The following is a 19,856-nucleotide window of genomic DNA, read 5'->3' as shown; positions in this document are numbered from 1 at the left end:
GGTCCTGTCCCGAGGGAACGGCAAGGTGCTAGCCGTTCGCGCCCAGGCCTGACTCCCGGGCGCGGACGATGGCCTGCGAACGGTCGGCGACCTGGAGCTTGGTGAAGATGGCCGAGACGTGGTTGCGGACCGTCTTCTGGCTCAGCCCGAGCCGGGCGGCGATCTGCGGATTGGTCAGGTGCCTGGCGACCAGGTCGAGGATCTCGCTCTCGCGCTGCGTCAGCCCGGGCAGCGCCGCCCCGGGCCGTTCGCCGCCGCCGCTGAAGTAGTCGGCCAGGCGATGGCCGAGCGCGGGGCCGAAGACGGCGCCGCCCTCGGCCACCACCTGCACCGCACGGACGATCTCCGCCTTGCGCGCCCCCTTGAGGACGTAGCCGCGGGCCCCGGCCCGCACGGCCGCGAACACCGAGTCGTCGTCGTCGGACATGCTGAGCACCACCACCCTGATGTGCGGATGGTCGCGGACCAGCAGCTCGGTCGCCGCGATCCCGCCCATGCCCGGCATCTCCAGGTCCATCAGCACCACGTCCGGCTGCGCGCGGCCCGCCAGTGCGAGCGCCTGCTCCCCGCTGCCCGCCTCGTCGGCGACCTCGATCCCGTCGGCTCCCGACAGCAGCGCGCGCAGCCCCGCGCGGAACCCCGGATGGTCGTCAACCACCAAGATCCTGATCATCGCCGTTCCCCTCCCCGCCTGCGGGCAGCTCGACCCGGACGCGGGTGCCGCCGCCGGGACGCTCCTCGACGGTGCAGGATCCTCCCAGCTCCAGGGCACGTTCGCGCATCGACGCCAGCCCGACCCCCGAGCCCGCCGTGGTGGACTCCCGCCGTCCGATCCCGCGGCCGTCGTCGCAGATCTCCAGGTTCAGCCTCCCGCCGGCGAGCTCGATCCGCAGGCGGGCGTACGTGGCTCCCGCGTGCCTGCGCGTGTTGGCCAGAGCCTCGCTCGCGATCCGGTACGCGGCGACCTCGGTGGCGGCGGGCAGGACGGGCACGTCGTCCGGGGCGTGCACCTCCACGCGCAGCCCTGAGGGCTGGCGGGCGGCGTGGGCGCGCAACGCCCCGGCCAGGCCCAGGGAGTCCAGCGCCGGCGGGCGAAGCCCTTCCACCAGGGTTCGCACGTCGGCCAGCGCGGCCTCGGCGTCGCCGACGATGTCGGCCAGCAGTTCCCGTACGCGCTCGTCGGCCGCCAGGTCGTGGGCGGCCTCGGCCCGCATGGTCAGCGCGGCCAGGGTCGGCCCGAGGCCGTCGTGCAGGTCGCGCCGCAGCCGGCGCCGCTCCTCCTCGCGGGCCATGACGAGCCGCTCCCGCGACCGCCGCAGGTCGGCGGAGAGCCGTGCGGCGTGCACGGCCACGGCCACCTGCCGGGCCAGGTCCGCCAGGACGCGCAGGTCACGGGGGCCGAACCCGGTCTCCCCCGGCCGGGGGCGCAGGATCAGGCCGCCGACCTGCCGGCCGTTGTGCGTCAGCGGCAGCCGGGTCAGGCCCGCGTCGCCCGTAGCGGCCGGGCCCGGCGCGGTGTAGGCGTGGCGCTCGCCCCCGGCGGTCTCCACCGCCGCGTACGGCAGGCGCAGCGCCTCGGCGATCGACCGGGCGATCCCGGACAGTCCGGCGTCGGGGCCGGCGGCGTTCTCCAGCCTGCGGCCCAGCCGGGTGAGCGCGGCGTACGGGTCGTCGGCCTCGCCGTAGGTCAGCAGGTTGACCCAGCCCTGCAGCCGCCGGCGCAGCGGGGCGAAGGCCAGCGCGACCAGCCCGGCGGCCCCCACGGAGATCGGCAGGTCCTGGGCGGGGAAGAGCGCCCCCAGATAGCCGACCACGAGGACGTACCCGCCGGTCACGCAGCCCGACAGCAGCACGTAGACCAGCGTCCGGTTGATCACCAGGTCGATGTCGAAGAGCCGGTGACGCAGGATCGCCACGCCGATGGTGACCGGGACGAGGGCGGCGCCCAGGGCGGCGACCAGCTCCCACACGGGGTCGTGGGCGGGCCACACGGAGCCGGGGACGTCGTCGGTGAGCCCCGCCACCAGCCTGGCCCCGATCACCAGGGCCTCGATCCCGGCCCCGTAGAGCAGCCAGGCGACCTGGCGGCGTTCGGGGCCGTCGCTGCGCAGCAGCCGCCTGCCCAGCCCGGCGGCGCCGACGGCGAACACTGCCACCAGCACGCCGCCCAGCACCGGCTCCAGCGCCGGCGCGACGGGGGCCAGGGCGGGCACGCCGAGCGGGTTGGGCACCCCGGCGCCGGCGCCCACCTGGGTGTCCGGCCCGGGGCGCAGCGCGCTCAGCACGGCGACGACCGCCGCGACGGCCACCGCCGCGGCCGGCCACGGGCGTAAGGAGGCGGAGGGCAGCCGCCCGCCGGGGAAGAACAGCGGAACCAGGGCCGCCGCCGTGTTGGCCGGCACCCACAGCCAGGTCTGCGGCCAGGCCAGCGGCGCGGCCAGTGGCAGCCCCGGATGGGTGATCAGCCCGAGGATCGCGTACTGGCCGGTGGCCTCGTACAGCGCGAAGCAGAACGCGGACAGCGCGAGCAGCCGGCCCACCATGTGCCCGGGCCGCCGGGCGCAGATCAGGCCGCCCACCAGGGCGCAGGCCGTCACGAACAGCAGGTGGAGCACCGGCGCCGGAGCGCTGCCGTTGGCGCCCGCCAGGGCGGCGGCCGTCGCGGCCAGGGCCAGGGTCAGCCCGCACCACCACCACGCGGCCCGGCCCGTCGCCGGCTTCACCTCGGTCGCCGTCACGATCCCTCCGATCAGGAGCCAAGGTAGCCGTTCACGAGCCCGGCGGGGAGGGACGCCGTCCCGGGACACATAGGACATTCATCCCGGCCGGGCGGTCCGGAACGATCACCGTGCAAGGCGTCGCCGCGTCCGTGATCGTCACGATGGCACTGGAGGCCCGCCGGGGTCTGCCGGTGGCGCGAAACGGGCCACCGTTTAAAGTTGGACGCTCATCGAACTCTAGGAGAGTTGGGTATGCGTGCTCTGCGGATCGACCGCTTCGGAGACCTTGACGTGCTGGCGCTGGTCGACGTGCCGGAGCCCCGGCCGGCCGAGGGCGAGGTGCTGGTGCGGGTCGTCGCCTCGGCCGTGAACCCGGTTGACGACAAGACGCGGGAAGGGGCCATCGGGGAGGGCACGCCGCCGTTGCCGATGACGCTGGGCTGGGAGCTCGCGGGGATCGTCGTCGACCCGGGCACGAGCGGGCTGTCCGTGGGCGAGCGGGTGTTCGGCATGTCGCACCAGCTCGCGACCGGGCGCGGCTCATGGGCCGACCTCGTCGCCATCCCGGCTGACTCCATCGCCCAGGCGCCCACGTCGGTCAGCCTGGCCGAGGCGGCGACCCTGCCCCTGCCGGGACTGACCGCGCTGCAGACCCTGGACTGGCTGGAGGTCGGCCAGGGAGACAAGCTGCTGGTGGCGGGTGCGGCGGGAGCCGTCGGCGGGCTCGCCGTGCAGCTCGCGGTTGCTCGCGGAGCGCAGGTGGACGCGCTGGTGTCCAGGCAGGCGCAGGTCAAGGTGGTACGGGAACTGGGGGCCGAGCATGTCACCACCGACCGGACCACCCTGCCGGCGGGCGGCTACGACGCCGTCTTCGACACCTTCGGCGCCTTCGTCACCGACGCCGTGGCCGACGGCGGCCGGTACGCCTCGATCGCCACTCAGGCCGGGCCCGTCCCCGACCTGTCGCATCGTCGGGTGCGTACCACGGTCAACCAGGTACGCGAGGACGGCCGCGGCCTCGCCGAACTCGCCGCGGCTGTGGACGGCGGGCGGCTGAAGGCGCGGGTCGACGCGCAGTACGCCGTGCAGCACGTGAAAGCCGCGCACGAGCATTTCCGGCGGGGGAGCCTGAACGGGAAGATCGCGCTGCTCTTCTGAACGGACCATCCGGGAGGGCACGTCGCCGCCCTCTGTCCTTTTGCAGAGGCGGTGGCGTGAATGCCGGGGAAGTTCTGCCGTTCGGCGGATAGGGCGGCGCGGGGCCGGGATCGAGGCTTGAGCCATGAGGAAGGTCATGGTGAAGTGGCCCCACTGGGCCGGGTACGCGGCGGCCGTCTGGGCGCTGGGTTACGGGGCGCTCGGGCTGTACTGGGCGCTCGGCGGCAGCGGGTTCCCCTTCGGCAGGAGCGATCCCGACTGGGAGCCGGGGCTGTCGGTGCTCGGGGAGGCGACCCCCGAGCGGGCGGGGCCGGTGATCGCGGTGCTCGGCGTGCTGGGGGCGGCCGCCGGGCTGGCGCTCGCGCGAGGGGTGCGGCGGGGCCGTGCCGTGCTGTTGGGGTTCGCCTGGGCGGCGGCGGTCGTGCTGACCGTGGTGGTCACCGACAACCGGGTGCTGATGCTGGTGGCCTATGCGCCGCTGCTGGCGGTGTTCGCCTTCACCGGGGTGCCGGGAGGGCAGCCGATGTCGGAGCTGGTGCCGTGGTCGCGGGTCAACCTGTTCGTCGTCCTGGTGGGCGGGCTGCTGTGGGCGATGGCGGCGCTGGCCTACCAGCGGCGTACGGCGGCCAGGTGCCTGATGTGCGGGCGGGGCGCGTACGGGCCGGCACGCTGGGCCACGCCGCAGGCGGCGCGACGCTGGGGCCGGTGGGCGGTGGTGGTCGCGGCGGCCGTCCCGGCCTTGTACGACGCCAGCCGCTTCGCCTGGGCAGCGGGCATCCCACTGGGGATCACCGAGGAGTTCTGGCGGTGGTTGGACGAGTCGGGGCTCCGCTGGGGCGGGCTGTTCCTCAGCCTGATGGGGCTGGCGGGGGCGATTCTCACGCTGGGGCTCGTGCGGCGCTGGGGCGAGGTCTACCCGCGCTGGATCTGGTTCAGGGCGGGCCGGCCGGTGCCGCTCATGCTGGCCGTCGTTCCCGCCTCGATCGTGTCGGTGATCGTATTGTCGGGCGGGCTCACGTACTGGCGCCTGCGCATGGTGCACGGGTTCGACGACTGGGGCATGTGGGCGACGTGGTTGCCGCCGCTGACGTGGCCCCTGTGGGGCGTCGCGCTGGCCGCCGCCGCCCTCGCCTACTACCTGCGCCGCCGTGGGGTCTGCCGGGTGTGCGGAGGCGGTGGGCTCAGGGAAGCCGAGCCGGCGGCCGAGCGTGGTTAGGCTTTCGGCATGAGGGCGTACGGCGAGGCGGCGGGCCGGCGTGGTGACGCGGCACGCCGGCTCCCGGTGGCCTGGGGAGCGGGAGCCGCCGGGGCGCTCTCGCTGGCCGTCACCCTGGCGCATCCGCTGACCGGGACGGTCAGCGGCAGCGCGCCGTTGCAGGTGGGCGAGGTGTCGGTGCTCCTGGTCCTGACCGCTGTCACCGTCCGGCGCTCCCCAGGAGGGCGGGCGGCCGTGTCCGCGGGGCTGAGCGGGCTGGCCGTGGCGCTCATCCTTCTCCGGGCCGTGTGGCAGGGGCCGCCGCAACTGGCGTTCGGCGCCTGTGCCGGGTGGGCGCTCGGCGCTGTGGCGGCCGTGGGGGCCGGGCTCTACCTGCGCGGGCTGGACGACAAGCGGCGGCGTGCGGTCGAGGAGGCCGAGCGGGCGCAGCGGCTCGGGCTCGCCCGCGACCTGCACGACTTCGTCGCCCACGACCTCAACGGCATGCTGGTGCAGGCGCAGGCCGCCCAGGTGGTGGCCGGCACGCTGCCGGAGCCGGTCGCCGAGGCGCTGCGGCGCATCGAGGACGCCGGGCAGCGGGCGCTGGCCTCGCTGGACCGGGCCGTGCACGCGCTGGGCGAGCGAGGGCCGGGGATCGAGGAGCTGGAGCGCCTGGCGGACGCGTTCTCGCCGGCCGTGCGGGTGGAGCTGGCCGTCGAGCCGGGCCTGGCGGTACGCCACGAGGTGTCGTCGCTGGCCTACCGGGTGGTGACGGAGGCGCTGACCAACGTACGCCGGCACGCACCGCGTACCACGACCGTGCGGGTGGAGGTTCGCAAGGAAGGGGAGACCTTGCGCGTACGGGTGGAGGACGACGGCGGGGGCAGGTCGCAGAGCACCAGAGCCGGCGGTTTCGGGCTGGCGAGCCTGGCCCACCTGCTGGAGGCGCGTGGTGGGAAGCTGGCGGCAGGCCCGGACCGGCGTGGCTGGCAGGTCACCGCGCGGATCCCCGCATGACGGCCGGCGGTTACGGATGACGACGCGGATTCTCATCGCCGACGACCAGGAGGACGTGCGGATCGGGTTCCGGCTGATCCTCGACGCGCAGCCGGACATGACCGTGGTGGGCGAGGCCGCCGACGGCGCGCGGGCGCTTGAGCTGGCCCGTCACCTGCGTCCCGATGTGGTGCTGGCCGACATCCGCATGCCGGGCCTGGACGGGCTGGAGGTCACCCGGCAGCTCGCCGCCGAGACCCGCGTGATCGTCGTGACCACCTTCGACCTGGACGAGTACGTCCACACCGCGCTGCGGGAAGGGGCGTGCGGCTTCCTGCTCAAACGGTCGGGCCCCGCCCTGCTGGTGGAAGCGGTCCGCGCGGCGATGGCAGGTGACACGCTGATCAGCCCGCAGGTGACCCTCCGGCTGCTCCGGGGCCTGATCCGGACGGCCCCGCCGCCGCTGAAGGACCCGCTCACCGCGCGTGAGCTGGAGATCGCCCTTCTGGTGGCGCGAGGGCGCACCAACGCCGACATCGCCGCCGAGCTGGGCATCAGCCCGGGCACGGTCAAAACGCACATTGCGCATATCCAGCGCAAGGTGGGAGCCGCCAACCGGGTCGGCATCGCCGCCTGGGCCTGGAGCAGCGGCCAGGTCCGCTGACCCCGGACCCGTCGAGCGGCTCAGGTCCAGGTTCGCGGGTCGCCTGCCTCAGGCGTCCCGGACATGGGTCAGTTGTGCTCTGGCCTCCGCCAACGCCTCCGCCTGCCGGGTCCAGTCCCCGCCGTCGAGGCTGAGCCCGACCGTGTCGGCGCCCGCCTCCGCGTAGGCGTGGAGACGGTCCGCCACCTGCGCCGGGGTGCCGGTGACGGGTACGGCTGCCGCTTCCTCCGGGGTCATGCCGTGCACGTCCACCAGGATGCGGGTGAAGGAGGCGACGGCGGCCGGGTCGTCGACGAGGATCGCATGGCCGCCTACCGAGATCGACGGAACCGGGCGGCCCAGCTCGTCGGCGATCTCGCGCAGCCGTACCGCCTTCTTGCGCAGAGCCGCGGGGCTGATCAAGGAGGGCACCCAGCCGTCACCGAGGCGGACGGCGCGGCGCATCGCCGCCTCGGAGTTTCCGCCGACGAGGATGGGTGGGACCGGGGCGGCCGGGCCGAGAGTGACCTGGTCCTCGCCGAGTCGGGTCGCCTCACCACGGATCAGGCCGGGGAGCGCCCGCAGGGCTTCGTCGGCCCGGCGCCCCCGGCCCTGAACGGGCGCTCCGACCGCACGCCAGAACGGCGAGCCGGGGAAGCCGCCGATCCCGACGCCCAGGGTGACCCGGTTGCCTGACAAGTGCTGAAGGGTCTGTATCTGCGCGGCGATCCAGGCGGTGGGGCGCAGCGGGAGGCTGAGCACGCCGAACTCCAGCCCGATCGTGTCGGTCACCGTTGCGGCGGCGGCCAGGACGAGCATGGCGTCGAAGCTCGGCGTCCCGTCTCCGACGATGAAGTCGGCCATGCCGAGCGAGTCGTAGCCGAGGTCCTCAAGGCGCTTCGCCATCGCGATGTCCGGCACGCCGGTCTGTGTCATGGGCAAGCTGGTGCTGATCCGCATGGTGACCCTCCTGGGAGTTCGGACCGGAATCGCAGATCACGCTAGGAACTCAAGGCGGGTTGAGGTCAAATTGCGGGGCGCGTGGGGAGATCGTTCGCCGGGCGGCGGAATTCCTCAAGGGAGGCAGTCCGCCTGTTCCGGGAACGGCCGGAATTGTTCAGTGAGTTGAAAGCGGGCCTGGTTGGATCTCCCGCATGGCAGACAATTCCGGTGCGGTGGCGGACGTCTGGGCGGAACGCATGCGGGCCGCCCTGGTCGGAACGTCGGCATTGAGCATCGTGGGCACGCGCGTCCTACGCCACCTGTTCACGCTGATGGTGCCCACGACGGTGCTGTCGATCCCGGTCGGCCTGCTGGCGGCGGCGCTGTTGCCGATCGCGGCCGCCGGGCGGCTTCTGGTGGTCAACGGGCGGATCGAGCTGGTCGGGGACGCGGATGTGCCGCTGTTCGCCTGGCTCGGCGTGCTGGTGCTGATCGGCGTGCCCGCCGCCGCGGTCGCCGGGGGCGCGACCATGCTCATGGCCGCGGGCCGGGTGCTGGGCTGGCCGGTGCACTGGCGGTCCGCGCTCCGGGTGGCGGTACGGCGGGGGCGAGGGCTCACCGCGCTCGCCTTCGTCCAGGTCGCCTTCCTGGCACTGACGGCGGCTGCCGGGGTGGCGTTGACCGTGTTCGTGAACCCGTGGGCGGGCATCGCGGCGATCGTGGTCGTCGGGCTGGTCCTGATGCCCGGCCTGCTGGCGATGCCCGCCATGCTGCTGGAGGAGCTGGGGCCGTTCGCGGCGCTGCGCCGGGCGTACCGGCTCGTGGCGACGATGCGGTTCACCTCGCCGCTCCTGCTGGCGATTGGCGTGATCATCTTGCCCGGCCTGGCCGCCGGCGGCTTCGACTGGGTGGCCGACCGCCTGCCCTATCCGGTGAACGTCGCGGTGAACTCGGCCGCCGCCGTCCTGCTGTCCGCGTTCCAGGCCGCCGTGCTCGCCGTGGTCTTCCTGAACCGCATCGCGAAGCAGTGGCACGAGGTGAGCCGTCCCGAACTGCGCGCCATCGTCGACCGGTTACCGGAGCGGGACGGAGCGCGTACCCGGACGGCACCGATTTTGGCGCTGCTCGTGCTGCCCGGCCTGGTGACCGGCGCCGTCGCCGCGGTGAACCCGCTGGGGTGGGTGGAGGTCTCCGACCACGTGGCCGCGTTGTCCCCGGCGGACGAGGCGGACGAGGCGGGCGACGACGATGGCGACCGCGGGCCTGTCGTGTGGTCGCGGGACCTCACGGCGCTGTACGTCTCTCCCGGGCCGAAGCTCGCGATGTACATGCAGGGCTTCGACGACGACGCGCCCAGGATGCTGACCTGCCCGGACCTCACCTGCGCCGACCTGGACATCTTCTACGCGGGTGACAACCGTACCGACCGGTTCGCCGCGACCGCGGCTCTGCCCGACGGCAGGACGGTGGTCGCCTCCTGGGACTGGGACCAGGCGGAGCGCAACTACCGGCTCCGCCTGGCGGCCTGCGACCAGGCCCGCTGCTCGGCTCCCGGGAAGCCGATCGCCTGGTGGTCCCAGGACGACGGGCAGTTCCTGTGGTCGAGGCTGGCGGTGGCGGCCCACCCGGGCGGCGTGGTGCTGGTTCAGGCCGACAGGCCCGACGACGCCAAGACGCTGACCTTCACCTCGTGCCGCGACCTCGCGTGCGCCGATCCGGTGCGGCATACCCCGGTACGGCTGAGGCGTGACATCGCGGGGACCACCGACAAGCACGCGTTGAAGGTCGCCTTCGGCCCGGACGGCCGGCCTGTCGCCGCCGTCCGTGACGGTGACAGCGGCGCGGTCTCCCTGGTGACCTGCGAGACAGCGGACTGCGCGTCGGCCACGGTGACCACGCCGGGACCGCCGCTGACCGCAGCCGGGGCCCGGATGCGCGGCCTGTCCCTGGCCGTACGGCGGGACGGGCGGCCGGTCATCGCCTACGGGGACCCGGCAGCCGCCGCGATCAAGCTGCTCGACTGCCAGGACCGGGCCTGTTCCAGGGCGGAGAGCGCCACGCTCGCCGGGGATCGTCACGAGGACCCGCCCGGCCTGGTGCTCTCCGGCGACCGGGCGCTGGTGGCGACGTTCGCCGACGCGCACCTGGTCGTCCATTCCTGCCGGGGCACCGCCTGCCTGGCCGCGAGGATCGCCAAGGCGGGGAACGTCCCGGAGCAACTGGCCATGTCCCTCACCGGCACCGGCCGGCCGGTGATCGCCTGGATCGACGCGAACCCGCGCGAGGACGAGTGGTCCCTGCGGGTGACCTCGCCCCTCATCTGACCAGGCGGCGACGGTTTGCGTTTGAGCGCGCTCCAACGCCTAGCGTCCACGCCATGACAACACGGACTTGGATCATCACCGGCGCGTCCCGCGGATTCGGGCGCGCACTGGCGGAGGCGGCGCTCAAGGCGGGCGACCGCGTGGTGGCGGCGGTACGCAGGCCCGGGAGCGTGGCCGACCTGGAGGCCGAGTACCCGGACAGCTGCCTGGTCGCGGCGTTCGACGCCCGGGACGTCGCCGGGGCCGAGCGCCTCGTACGGGACGGCCTCGACCGTTTCGGTCAGATCGATGTGCTGGTCAACAACGCGGGCCGGGCCGTGGTCGGAGCAGTCGAGGAGGTCAGCGATGCGCAGTTGCGGGAGCTGATGGATCTGCACCTGTTCGGCCCTGCCGCGCTCGTCCGCGCGGTGCTGCCCGCGATGCGCGAGCGGGGCACCGGGACGATCGTGCAGATGAGCAGCCAGGGCGGGCGGACCTCGTTCCCCGGCGTGTCGGCGTACTCGGCGTCGAAGTTCGCGCTCGAAGGCTGGTCGGAGGCCCTGGCCGGGGAGGTCGCGCCGTTCGGCGTCCGCGTGATGATCGTCGAGCCGAGCCGGTTCAGGACCGGCTTCAACGGGGGCGACGTGCTGGAGTTCGCCGAGCCGTCCGCGACGTACCGGGACCTGCTCGCCAACGTCCGGGCGGACATGGCCGGGACCGACGGCCGCCAGGAAGGCGACCCGGTGCGGGCGGCCGAGATCATCGTGTCCCTCGCGCACGGCGACGAGGTGCCACTCCGGCTGCCGCTGGGGCGCGAGGCGGTCGAGCGCATCTGGGGCGCCTACCGGCGCGGCCTGGACGAGGTCGAGCGGTGGGCCGAGGTCGCCCGCAGCGCCGACTTTGAGGGTGTCCCCGCATCGGTACGGCCCGTCTAGGCTCGTGGTCATGGCTACCGACGAGCTGATGGCCAGGGCGCTGGCGGCGCTCGGGGACGACGGGCCGCTGTCGGTCGAGGCGATCCACCGCCTGGCCGACCTGGGCGATCTGCCCGAGACGATGACGATCGCCGAGGTCGCGGACCTTCTCGACATCTCGCCCCACACGCTGCGCTACTACGAGCGGGCCGGGCTGGTCGAGGTGGCCCGTGACAGCAGCGGGCATCGCGTCTACGACGCCGACGTGGTTCGGCGGCTGGTGTTCCTCATGCGGATGCGGCTGTCCGGCATGCCGATGCGCGACCTGCAGCACTACATCTCGCTCGTCGACTCCGGGGCGCACACGGTGCCGGAGCGGCTCGATGTGCTGGTCGAGCATCGCGACACCATCCGCCGCCGGATCCGTGAGCTCACCCTCTCCCTCACGGCGGTCGAGTACAAGATCGCCACGTACGGGGGCGCGACCGGGCCGGACGTCCAGGACCCCGGCCCGGCATGACCCCCTGACCAGGCATAGCCGACGGGATCCCGTCCGATCATCGCGATCGGGCGGGATTCGTCGTTTCAGGACCCCGGCGACGGCACCGGTGAACACTTCCGGCTCTCGTGACAAGACACAGATGACATCTCGAAGGGGGTCCCATGCTGGAAATAGATCATCTATGGTGACCGACACGTCACCAGCGGTGGTGGACTCCGAGATCATCGCAGGCTCGCTCGATGATCCGGAGAAGTTCGCCGCCCTGTTCGACCGCCATGCCCCGACGCTCTACCGGTACATCTCCTTCCGGCTCGGCCCGGAACTCGCCGAGGACCTTGTCGGGGAGACGTTCCTGATCGCCTTCCGCCGGCGCGACGCGTACGACAGCTCCTACCGCGATGCCCGGCCGTGGCTGCTGGGGATCGCGACCAGGCTCATCACCGGCCACCGCCGGACCGAGGTCAGCCGCTACCGGGCGCTGGAGCGGCAGAGCCCGGCCCGGCCCGTCGAGGGGCCGGAAGAGGCGATCACCCGCGAGCTGACCGCCCAAGGGTCGCGGACGGTCCTGCTGAACGCGCTCGCGCTGCTGTCGCGGGGCGACCGCGACGTCCTGCTGCTGGTCGCCTGGAGCGACATGACGTACGAGGAAGCGGCCCGCGCACTCGGCATCCCGGTCGGCACGGTCAAGTCGCGGCTCAATCGGGCCCGGCGCAAGGTCCGCCACACGCTGGGCGGAGTCAACCCATTGGAGGAGAACGATCATGGATGACCTGAAGACGCTCATCAAGGAACTGGAGCACGAGCCGCCCCGCTCCCTGGCCCGGCAACGGCTCCGGCTCGTCCGGGAGGCGACCGCGCCGCCGCCCCGGTTCGGTCGGCGCACCGGGCGGTGGCTCGCGATGGGCGCGGCCGTGGCGGCGGCCGTCGCGGTGGGCGTGGCCGTGCCTTCCCTGCTCGGTTCCGCCGAGCCCGCGTACGCCCTGACGAAGAACCAGGACGGATCGATCAACCTCAAGATCTACGACTTCCGGGACCCCGAGCACCTTGAGAAGGAGCTGGCCGATTGGGGGGTGCGGGCCGACATCACCTACCTGCCTCTCGGCAAGCGCTGCGGAAACAACCGGGCGCCCTTCCTCAAGGGTGACCACTTCGGCGCGACCAGGGAGGAGCTGTCGAGCAACGATGCCGCCACGCAGGCCAGGCTTCGGCAGAGACTGCAGAAGTCGATCTCGTACCAGGCGATTCGCCCGAAGGACGGCATCACCATCTACCCGCGCCACATCCAGTCGGGCCAGATCGCGATGATCGAGGTCAGCGAGAATCCGGTCACGCCCACGGTGGAGCGTCCCGGGGTCGCCTGGCAGTTCAGCGGGCGGCTGACGACCGGGCCCGTCGAGCCGTGCGAGGTCGTGGCGGACCCTTCGGCCGGCGACATCGGTGACGCCACGCCGCCGCCCGGCGGGTGATGCTCAGCTGAGGGCGGTCAGGGCGGTCATGCCGGCGAGCACGTAGTCGAGCAGGGGGCGCGAACGCCCTTCCAGGTGCCACTGCTCCAGCGAGCCGAAGTAGACCCCGAACCAGAACGTCCGCGCCACCACCCGGGCGTCCCCCGGCGGGGCGCCTCGGTCGCGCAACTGGGTGGCCAGGCGTTCGGCGGCCTGGTCCAGCGAGCCGTACACCGCCGCCCGCACCGCCGGCTCCTCCAGCACGTAACGCATCCCGCGCCAGGGGGAGTGGCCGGGGGACTCGTCGAACAGGCGGATCAGCCTCTCCAGCGTGCCCGGCAGGTCCTCGGGGTCGAGCTGGGTGGAGTAGAGGTCGAGGCCGGCCATCGCGTACGCGTCCGTGGTGAACAGGCCCTCCTTGGTGCCGAAATAGCGGTAGAAGGTGCGCGGTGACACCCCGGACGCGGCGGCGATCTCGTCGATCGTCACGGCGTTGTAGCCGCGTTCGTCGAACAGGTCCATCGCCGTGTCCATGATCCGGTGGATCGCTGAGAGCCGGTTGCGCTGGCGCAGGGTCAAGGACACGAAGCCAGCGTACCGGCGTACCCTGGATGTGGCAGTGGCTGCCAATTGGGCAGTCACTGACACACAGTGAGGGGCGACGATGAGGCCGTTCGAGATCGTGTTGGTGGTGGTGGAGGCGCTGGCGTTCTGGCGGTCGCGGGCGTCGGTGCTGTTCGCGCTGGGGATTCCGGTGGCGGTCGTGGCGCAGGTGCTGGTGGAGGGGGCGCGGTGGCCGATGGCTCCGGCGTACGCGCTGGCGGCGGCACTGACGGCTGTGTGCGCCTGCCGTGCGCGGGCCGTGCTGGGGCCGGTCGTGATGGCGGTCGTGATGGTGACCGTGATGGTGGTCGTGGTGGCGGTGCCGGTGCTGCTGCCCGTGTTCCGGTTTCCGCAGCCCACCGGCCCCCACGAGGTCGGCACCCTCACGTACCACTGGACCGACCACTCCCGCCGCGAAATCCTCGGCTCCGACCCCGGCGCGCCGCGCGAGCTGATGGCGCAGATCTGGTACCCGGCCCAGGCCGATCCGGCCGCGCGGCGAGCCGCGTACGTGCAGGACGGCCCTCTCGTGGACGGGATCGCCCGGGTGCTCGGCGCGCCCGGGATCACGTTCCGGCACCTGCGGCAGGTGCGCACCAACGCCGTCGCCGGCGCGCCCGCCGCGCCCGGGCGGCACCCCGTGCTGGTCTTCCTGAGCGGCGCGCAGGGCTTCCGCCAGTCGAACACGTTCCAGGTCGAGGAGCTGGCCTCGCCGGCTGCACGAACCCCGCCCCAGACGCAGGGTCGTCGATTCGTTCATCGCGTACACCGGGCGTACGCGGGCCGCGATGATCCGGTGGGCGGTGGTGGGGAAGGCGCGCTCTGTCTCAGGTGCGGCGTCGCGTATCTCGGGATCACAGCCGCGCTGCCCTATTTCTTCCCCTGGTAAATGCCGGCCACCATCACCGTCCAGCGGGCGTCAGGCGGTGCCTTGATGGTCAACGTGCGCGGTCTCGGTTTCTTGGCGGGGTAGTTGTCCAACGTGAACGTGGTATAGCCAGCGCTGCACCGCCGCGTCGTCCGGAAGCTCTCGCTGAGCGCTATTGCCAGCTCCCCCCAGGAGCCGGTGCAGTCCACGGCCAGCTTGTACGAGTTCCCCACCTTCAGTTCGCCTGTCCAATCAGTCTCGCCGCTTTTGGCAATGTGGTGCAGCAGGACTTTCCCTTTCCGCTTCACCTCCTTGCGCAGATCGACCAACGGCCGCGCCGATGGGCTCTTTTCCGCAGGTACGGAGGCGCCCCTTACGCGCTCTGAGCAGGCGGTCAGCATAAGCAGGGCCGTGAGTAAAGCGACAGGAAAGCGGACGGGCCGGCTGGAAAGGATCACGGAAAGCACTCTAACGACGTGATGCCCGCCGATAGGGGAGACCGTCTCTGCGTTCGGAAATCCGGTCAGGTGATTTCGATGTAGTCCAGTTCGGCGAACCTGGCGTGATGCTGGAAGCGCAGCGTGTTCGAGCCCTGGTTCAGCTTGACCGGGAGCGAGGCGGTCGCCCAGGTTCCCCAGCCGAGCGCGGGATATTCCAGTATTTGCCTGTCCTGGCCATTTACCGTCACGAAGTGACGCGCGTGGCCGTCGCCGGCGCGGTAGCGCACGTGCGCGGTGTAGGTGCCGGCCTGGGGTGCCTGTACGCGGATGTCCACCCAGCTGTCGGGCTCGTTCAGATAGCCCATCGAGGCGCGGTTCGACGCGCCGTCGACACCGTTGAGGGGCACGGCCTTGTGGGGCACGCCCGTCTCGGCCTCGTAGCGGGGCGGGCCGCCCGGCAGCGCGATCCAGACGACGGCCAGCACGATCAGGGCCGCGACGGCGGGGACGGTCGCGAGCAGCATGGTCGTACGACGCCGGGGGGCCGGGGTGGCTGTGGAGGAGGGGACGGTGTCGGCGGGACGGTTCTGGAGTTGGGCGCGCAATCCCAGGGTCGCGATGACGAGCCCGGCCGCGCCGGTGAACATGCCGATCACGCTGGCCCGTTGGTCCAGCGTCTCCAGCACGTCCTCCGGCACGTGGAACGGGTCGGTGACGAACCAGGTCAGCGCCGAGACCCCCAGCACCGTGATCGCGGCGATCCGCACGGCCCGCCACGGCTGCGGACCGGCCGTCCGCTCCTGCTCTGCCGGATTCTTCGACATGGTTCCAGACTGGCCCTTCGGTCACTCCTGGGTGCGCGTGGGTAGGGAAAATGTCACCCCCCGTACGTGGGATGGGCGGAGGTCGGGCGTTCTGGCATGGTGGGCGGGTGCGGGCGACTGCGGGTGATCGGGCTGAGCCGATCTCGACGTGCTGGAATTACTGGATCGCGGTTCCCACCGGTGATCAGGCCGGGGTCATGGCGATCCTGGGGTTGTCGTCGCCTCGGCCGGTCACGTTCGCCGAGGCGCGTGAGGTGATCGACGCCGATGGGCATGGCGAGCCGGGGGACCGTGAGCACCTTTCGCGGGTGTTCGTCTCTCCCGAGGTGGACGGCTGGACCCTGGTGATGGGGGCCTGGTGCGATCCTTGCGGTGAGCGGCATGCGGAGGTGCTGCGGTCGTGCCAGGAGCTCAGTGACCGGTACGGAGCGGCGCAGGCTTACTACTTCGGCGCGCAGGACGACGGGTCGGCCTGGCTGGTGGCGGAGAACGGCCAGGTGATCCGCCGGTACGCGGCAACGGGCGAGCCGGACGACGCCTCGCTCGCCCTCGGCACTCCGCTGCCCTGCGAACGGGTGAAGCTGCTGGAGCTCGGGCTGCCGGCCGACGGTGATCTGCGGGCGGCGAGCGCCGAGCAGGTCGAGGAGTGGACGGTGGCGGCCTTCGAGCTGGCTCCCGAGGTCGCCGCCTTCGGCGTCACGCCGTTCACGCTGGGCGGCGACACGAAGGTGCGGGGGACCGGCCTGCTCGCGGTCACGCCCGACGGCGCTGGGCCGTGTTGAGGAGGGCGTCCAGGAGGTCCTGGGATGTCTGGAGTGCGGCGATCGCGTCGGCGATGCGGGTGCGTTGGTGGTGCAGGGCCTCGATGAAGGCCGGGCAGTCGGCCGGCACGGGCAGGCCGGTGTCCGTGTCGTGGACGCAGTGCAGGACGCGGCCGATGACCGCGGTGGGGAGCCCGGCGGCGAGCATGGCGCGGATGTGGCGCACGGTGGCGATGTCCGCCTCGCTGTACTCGCGGTAGCCGTTGACCAGCCGGGCCGGGCTGAGGAGGCCCTGCTCCTCGTAGTAGCGCAGCAGCCGCCGGTGCACCCCGGTCCGGTGGGCGAGGTCGCCGATGCGCATCCGGCTCCTTCCGCTTGACCTTCACATCGATGTGACGCCTTACCGTCCCCAATTATCACTGGTCACGAAAAAGGGGGAGATGTCGGTGTCGAGTGCGGTGATCATCGGGGCGGGGCCGGGGATCGGGCAGGCGGTGGCTCGCCGGTTCGCCAGGGAGGGGCTGTCGATCACGCTGGTCGCGCGGAGCGGGCGGACGTTGCGCGCGGTGGGGGAGGCGGTCGCCGCCGAGGGGGTTCCGGTCCTGCGGCTGGAGGCGGACAGCACCGACGAGGCCGCGCTGCGCGCCGCGCTCGACGAGGCGGTCAGGGCGCATGGCGTGCCGGACGTCGTCGTGTACAACGCCGCGATCATCCGGGCCGACCGGCCGGGCGAGCTGTCGGTGCGCGGGCACATGGAGGCGTGGGCGGTGAACGTGGTCGGCGCGCTCAACGCCGCCGCCCGGCTCGCGCCCGCGATGGCGGCGCGCGGCCACGGGACGTTCCTCGTCACCGGCGGCATGCCCGAGCCCAAGCCGCAGTACGTGAGCCTCTCGCTGGGCAAGGCGGGCGTGCGGACGCTGGTCACGCTGCTCGACCAGGAGTACGGGTCCGCCGGGGTGCACGTGGCGAGCGTGACCGTGGCGGGTCCGGTCGCTCCGGGCACCGACTTCGACCCGGACGACATCGCCGAGCACTATTGGCGGCTGCACACGCAGCCACGCCCCGAGTGGGAGCGGGAAGCCCTGCACGCCGGTGACTCTCGGTGACCGGCTCGGCGGAGGCACAGGCTCGTTGCCATGCCGGTCACCGGAAATTTCGCCATTGTTGTCCCATTGGGGGATTTCGGTCCGTACCATAATCCGCGCGGTGATCACCGGTGAGAGTCTCCGGTGCAGCTGCCGCAGGGAGCTTCACGTGCGCAAGATCGCAGCCACCACCCTCGCCGTCCTCACCCCCCTCGCCGGAGCCGCGGCCGTGGCCGGTGCCGGAGGAGCCGCCGCCGCGACCCCGGCCCCCGCCCCGACCGCGGCCGTGGCGGCGGGGAAGCCGGACCGGTCCCAGGTCGTCGTCATCGGCCACCGCGGCGCGGCGGGCCACCGCCCCGAGCACACGCAGGGCAGCTACGAGCTCGCCGTCGCCCTGGGCGCCGACTGGATCGAGCCCGACCTGGTGCCGACCAAGGACCACGTGCTGGTGGCCAGGCACGAGAACGAGATCTCCGGCACCACCGACGTGTCCCTGCGCCCCGAGTTCGCCGCCCGCAGGACCACCAAGGTCATCGACGGACGGAACGTGACCGGCTGGTTCACGGAGGACTTCACCCTGGCCGAGCTGAAGACGCTGCGCGCGGTCGAGCGGCTGCCGTCGATCCGCCAGCGCAACACCGTCTACAACGGCTACTACCAGGTGCTCACCTTCCAGGAGGTGATCGACCTGGCCGAGCGGATGTCGCGCCAGTACGGCAAGCGGGTCGGCGTGTTCCCCGAGACCAAGCACCCGACGTACTTCAGGTCCATCGGGCTGCCGCTGGAGGAGCCGCTGATCGAGACGGTCAAGCGCAACGGGCTCAACCGGCCGAACAGCCCCGTGGTGGTGCAGTCGTTCGAGCCGTCGAGCCTGAAGCGGGTGGCCAAGGACCTGCGGGTGCCGCTGTGGCAGGCGCTCGGCACCAGCGGCCAGCCGTACGACCTGAAGGCGGCCGGGGACCCGACGACGTACGCCGACATGATGAAGCCCGAGGGGCTGGCGAAGATCGCCGAGTACGCGCAGTGGATCGGGCCGGACAAGTCCTCCGCCATCCCCGTCAACCCGGACGGAAGCTGGGGCAAGCCGACGACGCTGGTGTCCGACGCGCACCGGGCGGGGCTGAAGATCGGCGTCTACACCTTCCGCAGCGAGAACCAGTACCTGCCGGGGCCGCTGCGCCGGGGCCAGGTCCCGACGGACCACGGTGACGCGCTCGCCGAGTACCGCGCCCACCTGGACCTGGGCGTGGACGCCTTCGTCACCGACTACCCGGACACCGCCGCGCTGGCCAAGGCCGAGCGGGGCGGGCCGCACAAGCACGTGCAGCCGAAGCAGTTCGACAACGGCCTGCCCGAGGAGGGCCAGGAGTAGGAACGCCGGTCGAGCACGATGGAAGAAGCTGACGGGACCGCAGCCGGTGTTAGCTTTGCGAAATGTCCAACTCCGCGAAGGTTGACGACTTCCTCGACAAGCTCGACCACCCGCTGAAGGCAGAGATGGCCGCCGTCAGGGCCATCATCAGCGCGCATCCGGAAATCGTGGAAGACGTGAAATGGGGCGGCCCCAGCTTCAGCTACAAGGAGGAGCTGGCCACGTTCAACCCCAGGCTCAAGGACTGCGTCGCGGTCATCTTCCACCAGGGCGCCCTGCTGACGGACGACACCGGCCTGCTGGAGCCGGGCCCCAAGGGCAAGGCCTACGCCAAGCTGCGCAGCATGGACGAGGTCACGGCCGCCAAGGCGACGCTGGAGAAGCTGGTGAACGACTGGATCGCGCTGATGGACGCCAAGTAGCGCGCCGCGCAGAACAGCAGGTTTCGAGAAGGCAGCGCCGTTGACGTGCTGCTGAGCCCGGTGGAAGCCTCGTTCCCGAGCCGGTACGAGGCCTTTCCCTGGAGAAACCATGCGCAAGATGATCTGCGGTCTTTTCATTTCCCTGGACGGCGTCGTGGAGTCGCCGGAGAAATGGCAGGGCCCCTATTTCGACGGCGAGATCGGCGCCGAGCTCGCCAGGCGGCGCGCCGGGGTCGGCGCCATGCTGCTGGGCCGCCACACCTACGAGCAGTTCGCGGCGTTCTGGCCGCACCAGACCCAGTCCGGCAACCCGATGGCCGACGCCATGAACAAGACGCCCAAGCTCGTCGCCTCCACCACCCTGGAGGCGGCCGAGTGGGAGAACTCCACGCTCATCAAGGGGGACGCCGTGGCCGAGGTGGCCGCGCTCAGGCGGGGCGACGGGCCGGACATCCTCACCACCGGCAGCCCGACCCTCGTCAGGTCGCTGCTGCGGGCCGGGCTGGTCGACGAGCTGGGCCTCCTGGTCAACCCCGTCGTCGTCGGCAGCGGGCGGCGGCTGTTCGGCCAGGGGTTCGGCGAGCTGCCGCTCAAGCTCCTCGACTGCCGGACGTTCGCCACGGGGGTCGTGGCGCTCACCTACACGGCCGCATAGCGGTTCGC

22 protein-coding genes are annotated in these 19,856 nt (G+C 72.2%); 15 read left to right on the top strand and 7 right to left on the bottom strand.

The window, feature by feature from the left end; all coding sequences use genetic code 11:
• Positions 1-28: 28 nt before the first annotated feature.
• Complete coding sequence (locus AB0J53_RS27135; protein WP_357586125.1) at positions 29-673, bottom strand: response regulator transcription factor; 645 nt, start codon at positions 671-673, stop codon at positions 29-31.
• Positions 651-2,738: an ATP-binding protein gene (locus AB0J53_RS27130; protein ID WP_364177224.1), complete on the bottom strand. Its 2,088-nt coding sequence runs from the start codon at positions 2,736-2,738 to the stop codon at positions 651-653. The genes AB0J53_RS27135 and AB0J53_RS27130 overlap by 23 nt, the downstream gene beginning before the upstream one ends.
• 234 nt (positions 2,739-2,972) lie before the next feature.
• On the opposite strand from AB0J53_RS27130, the gene AB0J53_RS27125 reads away from it, so the two are divergent.
• The 4 genes from AB0J53_RS27125 to AB0J53_RS27110 all read left to right on the top strand — a co-directional run bounded on the left by AB0J53_RS27125 (position 2,973) and on the right by AB0J53_RS27110 (position 6,733).
• Complete coding sequence (locus tag AB0J53_RS27125; RefSeq protein ID WP_364177221.1) at positions 2,973-3,878, top strand: NADP-dependent oxidoreductase; 906 nt, start codon at positions 2,973-2,975, stop codon at positions 3,876-3,878.
• 124 nt (positions 3,879-4,002) lie between these two features.
• On the top strand, positions 4,003-5,094 hold the full coding sequence (locus AB0J53_RS27120; RefSeq protein ID WP_364177218.1) for a hypothetical protein: 1,092 nt from the start codon (positions 4,003-4,005) through the stop codon (positions 5,092-5,094).
• A 9-nt stretch (positions 5,095-5,103) separates the two neighbouring features.
• A complete protein-coding gene (locus AB0J53_RS27115; RefSeq protein ID WP_364177215.1) occupies positions 5,104-6,090 on the top strand; it encodes a histidine kinase in 987 nt (328 codons plus the stop codon).
• A gap of 16 nt (positions 6,091-6,106) precedes the next feature.
• Entirely contained in the window at positions 6,107-6,733 is a 627-nt protein-coding gene (locus AB0J53_RS27110) for a response regulator transcription factor (RefSeq protein WP_364177212.1), read from the top strand.
• 48 nt (positions 6,734-6,781) lie between these two features.
• On the opposite strand, the gene AB0J53_RS27105 is transcribed toward AB0J53_RS27110, so the two are convergent.
• Positions 6,782-7,648, bottom strand: a complete 867-nt coding sequence (locus tag AB0J53_RS27105) for an LLM class flavin-dependent oxidoreductase (protein ID WP_364177209.1) — start codon at positions 7,646-7,648, stop codon at positions 6,782-6,784.
• A gap of 218 nt (positions 7,649-7,866) precedes the next feature.
• Here AB0J53_RS27105 and AB0J53_RS27100 point away from each other — a divergent pair, with 218 nt between their 5' ends.
• From AB0J53_RS27100 to AB0J53_RS27080, 5 genes are all read left to right on the top strand, one after another.
• A complete protein-coding gene (locus AB0J53_RS27100) occupies positions 7,867-9,978 on the top strand; it encodes a hypothetical protein (RefSeq protein WP_364177206.1) in 2,112 nt (703 codons plus the stop codon).
• Between the two features lie 53 nt (positions 9,979-10,031).
• Positions 10,032-10,892, top strand: coding sequence for an SDR family NAD(P)-dependent oxidoreductase (locus AB0J53_RS27095; protein WP_364177203.1), 861 nt, complete (start codon positions 10,032-10,034; stop codon positions 10,890-10,892).
• A 10-nt stretch (positions 10,893-10,902) separates the two neighbouring features.
• A complete protein-coding gene (locus tag AB0J53_RS27090) occupies positions 10,903-11,391 on the top strand; it encodes a MerR family transcriptional regulator (protein WP_364177200.1) in 489 nt (162 codons plus the stop codon).
• Between the two features lie 163 nt (positions 11,392-11,554).
• Positions 11,555-12,142: an RNA polymerase sigma factor gene (locus AB0J53_RS27085; RefSeq protein WP_364177197.1), complete on the top strand. Its 588-nt coding sequence runs from the start codon at positions 11,555-11,557 to the stop codon at positions 12,140-12,142.
• Entirely contained in the window at positions 12,135-12,839 is a 705-nt protein-coding gene (locus tag AB0J53_RS27080; protein ID WP_364177194.1) for a hypothetical protein, read from the top strand. Before AB0J53_RS27085 ends, AB0J53_RS27080 begins: the two co-directional genes overlap by 8 nt.
• Positions 12,840-12,842: 3 nt before the next feature.
• Here the strand turns inward: AB0J53_RS27080 and AB0J53_RS27075 are convergent, their stop codons facing one another.
• Positions 12,843-13,403: a TetR family transcriptional regulator gene (locus AB0J53_RS27075; RefSeq protein ID WP_364177191.1), complete on the bottom strand. Its 561-nt coding sequence runs from the start codon at positions 13,401-13,403 to the stop codon at positions 12,843-12,845.
• A 79-nt stretch (positions 13,404-13,482) separates the two neighbouring features.
• Here AB0J53_RS27075 and AB0J53_RS27070 point away from each other — a divergent pair, with 79 nt between their 5' ends.
• Positions 13,483-14,310 carry a hypothetical protein gene (locus tag AB0J53_RS27070; protein WP_364177189.1) on the top strand — a complete coding sequence of 276 codons (828 nt, stop codon included), beginning with the start codon at positions 13,483-13,485 and terminating at the stop codon, positions 14,308-14,310.
• On the opposite strand, the gene AB0J53_RS27065 is transcribed toward AB0J53_RS27070, so the two are convergent.
• Together AB0J53_RS27065 and AB0J53_RS27060 are read right to left on the bottom strand one after the other, a co-directional pair.
• Complete coding sequence (locus AB0J53_RS27065) at positions 14,292-14,747, bottom strand: hypothetical protein (protein WP_364177186.1); 456 nt, start codon at positions 14,745-14,747, stop codon at positions 14,292-14,294. The genes AB0J53_RS27070 and AB0J53_RS27065 overlap by 19 nt on opposite strands.
• 65 nt (positions 14,748-14,812) lie before the next feature.
• The gene (locus AB0J53_RS27060; protein ID WP_364177183.1) at positions 14,813-15,553 is read right to left on the bottom strand and encodes a hypothetical protein; all 741 of its coding nucleotides are present in this window, start codon (positions 15,551-15,553) and stop codon (positions 14,813-14,815) included.
• Positions 15,554-15,750: 197 nt separating this feature from the next.
• Here AB0J53_RS27060 and AB0J53_RS27055 point away from each other — a divergent pair, with 197 nt between their 5' ends.
• Positions 15,751-16,335, top strand: a complete 585-nt coding sequence (locus AB0J53_RS27055; RefSeq protein WP_364177180.1) for a hypothetical protein — start codon at positions 15,751-15,753, stop codon at positions 16,333-16,335.
• On the opposite strand, the gene AB0J53_RS27050 is transcribed toward AB0J53_RS27055, so the two are convergent.
• Complete coding sequence (locus AB0J53_RS27050) at positions 16,307-16,675, bottom strand: MerR family transcriptional regulator (protein WP_364177177.1); 369 nt, start codon at positions 16,673-16,675, stop codon at positions 16,307-16,309. The genes AB0J53_RS27055 and AB0J53_RS27050 overlap by 29 nt on opposite strands.
• 85 nt (positions 16,676-16,760) lie before the next feature.
• Here AB0J53_RS27050 and AB0J53_RS27045 point away from each other — a divergent pair, with 85 nt between their 5' ends.
• From AB0J53_RS27045 to AB0J53_RS27030, 4 genes are all read left to right on the top strand, one after another.
• On the top strand, positions 16,761-17,420 hold the full coding sequence (locus AB0J53_RS27045) for an SDR family NAD(P)-dependent oxidoreductase (protein ID WP_364177174.1): 660 nt from the start codon (positions 16,761-16,763) through the stop codon (positions 17,418-17,420).
• Positions 17,421-17,568: 148 nt separating this feature from the next.
• A complete protein-coding gene (locus tag AB0J53_RS27040; protein ID WP_308125602.1) occupies positions 17,569-18,771 on the top strand; it encodes a glycerophosphodiester phosphodiesterase in 1,203 nt (400 codons plus the stop codon).
• A 62-nt stretch (positions 18,772-18,833) separates the two neighbouring features.
• On the top strand, positions 18,834-19,193 hold the full coding sequence (locus AB0J53_RS27035) for a DUF1801 domain-containing protein (RefSeq protein ID WP_364177171.1): 360 nt from the start codon (positions 18,834-18,836) through the stop codon (positions 19,191-19,193).
• A gap of 109 nt (positions 19,194-19,302) precedes the next feature.
• Positions 19,303-19,848: a dihydrofolate reductase family protein gene (locus tag AB0J53_RS27030; protein WP_364177169.1), complete on the top strand. Its 546-nt coding sequence runs from the start codon at positions 19,303-19,305 to the stop codon at positions 19,846-19,848.
• Positions 19,849-19,856 lie beyond the last annotated feature (8 nt).

Origin of the sequence: Nonomuraea sp. NPDC049725 (assembly GCF_040674795.1) — a bacterium.
GTDB lineage: Bacteria > Actinomycetota > Actinomycetes > Streptosporangiales > Streptosporangiaceae > Nonomuraea > Nonomuraea ceibae.
This window is presented reverse-complemented; position numbering and strand designations above follow the sequence as displayed.

What these genes read in the sequence shown, in the direction of transcription:
- AB0J53_RS27135 (WP_357586125.1), bottom strand. Translation starts at nt 673, where the DNA reads ATGATCAGGATCTTGGTGGTTGACGACCATCCGGGGTTCCGCGCGGGG.
- AB0J53_RS27125 (WP_364177221.1), top strand. Translation starts at nt 2,973, where the DNA reads ATGCGTGCTCTGCGGATCGACCGCTTCGGAGACCTTGACGTGCTGGCG.
- AB0J53_RS27120 (WP_364177218.1), top strand. Translation starts at nt 4,003, where the DNA reads ATGAGGAAGGTCATGGTGAAGTGGCCCCACTGGGCCGGGTACGCGGCG.
- AB0J53_RS27115 (WP_364177215.1), top strand. Translation starts at nt 5,104, where the DNA reads ATGAGGGCGTACGGCGAGGCGGCGGGCCGGCGTGGTGACGCGGCACGC.
- AB0J53_RS27110 (WP_364177212.1), top strand. Translation starts at nt 6,107, where the DNA reads ATGACGACGCGGATTCTCATCGCCGACGACCAGGAGGACGTGCGGATC.
- AB0J53_RS27105 (WP_364177209.1), bottom strand. Translation starts at nt 7,648, where the DNA reads ATGACACAGACCGGCGTGCCGGACATCGCGATGGCGAAGCGCCTTGAG.
- AB0J53_RS27100 (WP_364177206.1), top strand. Translation starts at nt 7,867, where the DNA reads ATGGCAGACAATTCCGGTGCGGTGGCGGACGTCTGGGCGGAACGCATG.
- AB0J53_RS27095 (WP_364177203.1), top strand. Translation starts at nt 10,032, where the DNA reads ATGACAACACGGACTTGGATCATCACCGGCGCGTCCCGCGGATTCGGG.
- AB0J53_RS27090 (WP_364177200.1), top strand. Translation starts at nt 10,903, where the DNA reads ATGGCTACCGACGAGCTGATGGCCAGGGCGCTGGCGGCGCTCGGGGAC.
- AB0J53_RS27085 (WP_364177197.1), top strand. Translation starts at nt 11,555, where the DNA reads ATGGTGACCGACACGTCACCAGCGGTGGTGGACTCCGAGATCATCGCA.
- AB0J53_RS27080 (WP_364177194.1), top strand. Translation starts at nt 12,135, where the DNA reads ATGGATGACCTGAAGACGCTCATCAAGGAACTGGAGCACGAGCCGCCC.
- AB0J53_RS27070 (WP_364177189.1), top strand. Translation starts at nt 13,483, where the DNA reads ATGAGGCCGTTCGAGATCGTGTTGGTGGTGGTGGAGGCGCTGGCGTTC.
- AB0J53_RS27060 (WP_364177183.1), bottom strand. Translation starts at nt 15,553, where the DNA reads ATGTCGAAGAATCCGGCAGAGCAGGAGCGGACGGCCGGTCCGCAGCCG.
- AB0J53_RS27055 (WP_364177180.1), top strand. Translation starts at nt 15,751, where the DNA reads ATGGCGATCCTGGGGTTGTCGTCGCCTCGGCCGGTCACGTTCGCCGAG.
- AB0J53_RS27050 (WP_364177177.1), bottom strand. Translation starts at nt 16,675, where the DNA reads ATGCGCATCGGCGACCTCGCCCACCGGACCGGGGTGCACCGGCGGCTG.
- AB0J53_RS27035 (WP_364177171.1), top strand. Translation starts at nt 18,834, where the DNA reads ATGTCCAACTCCGCGAAGGTTGACGACTTCCTCGACAAGCTCGACCAC.
- AB0J53_RS27030 (WP_364177169.1), top strand. Translation starts at nt 19,303, where the DNA reads ATGCGCAAGATGATCTGCGGTCTTTTCATTTCCCTGGACGGCGTCGTG.